Raw genomic sequence first — 1,350 nt, 5'->3', positions numbered from 1 at the left:
CCCGGCACCCCGCCACCCAGTCGGCAAGAAACAGCGCAAAGTGGACATGCCGCGACGCGGCGGAGCCGAGCAGCAGCCTTAAAGATCAAGCTTAGTCTCGGCGTTTCCCGGCCTGATGCGGGTTTGTTTCACGGCATGGCGGGGGAGAAGTGGCGGCGCGGGCAGCGGGCCACAAGGTCGCCCTCAACTCCGCGACGGCTGGACCAGGTTCGGCCCGCTGCGAGGGCGTGAGAACCCTTCTGGCGCATGCGCAGCTGCCGAGGGCCGACGTATGTCAGCAGGGCGTGCCGCTGCGCGTTCTGCGGCGGTCGCGTCCGCCCTGAGCCACGTCGCTGGCTACGCGGGGGTGAGTTCGGCGCGGCCGAAGAGCAACGCGTAGCCGGGGGGAAGCTGGCGCAGGATGCGGGTCAGCAGATCGGGTCCGGCGTAGGCCGCGACGGCGGAGAAGACGGATCCGGTGTCCCAGCGGGTGGTGCCCAGGGTGGCGTCGGTGCGGGCGGCGAGGTCCTTGACGAAGGCCCAGCCGGTCAGCGGTTGGGTGTCGGGGATCTGGGCGGTGAGGACGCGCGCGGCCTCGAAGGGCAGGCGGGCGGCCAGTTCGACGCGTTCGTCGCCGGTCAGCTGGCGTCCGAGTCCCGCGAGGACGAGGCGGACGGCTTCCTCGGCCTTCTCCCGGGTGGGGTAGGCGCCTTCGTAGCGGACCTTCTTCAGCATCTGCTCGTACGCCCTCCCGTAGGGCTGCTGAAGCGGCGCGCTCTGGTCGGACATCATTGCGGTGGTTGCCTTTCTGTCACCAGGGTCGTGGTGGCCGACGTGCGCCACCAAGGGGTCAGGTGGGCTGGGGGCGGCCGAAGAGGAGGTCGTAGCCCGCAGGGAACTGGAGCAGGATCTCCGTCAGGAGGTCGTCGCCGGCGGTGTCGGCGACGGTTGACAGGACGGCGCTGACGTCCCAGGCCGCGGTCTGTTCGGTGGCCCCTTCGATCCAGGCCGCGGTCGCGCGCACGAACCGCTCCGGGGGCAGCGGCTCGGCGCTCTGCAGCGGGTTGAGCAGGATCAGGACGAAGTCTTCCGGCAGCCGCGCCGCCAGCTGGGCGCGTACCTGGCCGACCAGGTGCGCGCTCAGCAGGGCGAGCACCACACGGGCCGCGCGTTCGGCCTCCTGCAGGGTGTCGTATTCGCCGCGTTCCCGTACACGGTCAAGGAACGCTTCCCGTCGCACAATCACGTCGGCTGCCACCCCATTTCTCAGGTCCATGGGGCGCGGAGGACGGGCGAGGGGGAGAGATACCCGTCCTCCGCCTGTGTTCAGCCACTCATCGGGTCCGGTTCAGCTGGAGATCTCCTGGCGGC

At 70.2% G+C, this 1,350-nt stretch carries 2 protein-coding genes; both read right to left on the bottom strand.

Annotation, left to right across the window (positions count from 1 at the left end):
- Positions 1 to 336: 336 nt before the first annotated feature.
- Positions 337 to 771: a DUF2267 domain-containing protein gene (locus ACFYX0_RS47875; RefSeq protein ID WP_388982169.1), complete on the bottom strand. Its 435-nt coding sequence runs from the start codon at positions 769 to 771 to the stop codon at positions 337 to 339.
- 58 nt (positions 772 to 829) lie between these two features.
- Positions 830 to 1,225, bottom strand: coding sequence for a DUF2267 domain-containing protein (locus ACFYX0_RS47870; RefSeq protein ID WP_388982167.1), 396 nt, complete (start codon positions 1,223 to 1,225; stop codon positions 830 to 832).
- Positions 1,226 to 1,350 lie beyond the last annotated feature (125 nt).

The organism is Streptomyces sp. NPDC002573 (assembly GCF_042889625.1).
Classification (GTDB): Bacteria; Actinomycetota; Actinomycetes; order Streptomycetales; family Streptomycetaceae; genus Streptomyces; species Streptomyces gibsoniae.
Note: the sequence above shows the minus strand (reverse complement) of the source record. Positions and strands in the feature narration are given on the sequence as shown.

Bases quoted from the DNA above. Each gene is read 5' to 3' on its own strand.
- ACFYX0_RS47875 (WP_388982169.1), bottom strand. From the start codon at position 771: ATGATGTCCGACCAGAGCGCGCCGCTTCAGCAGCCCTACGGGAGGGCG.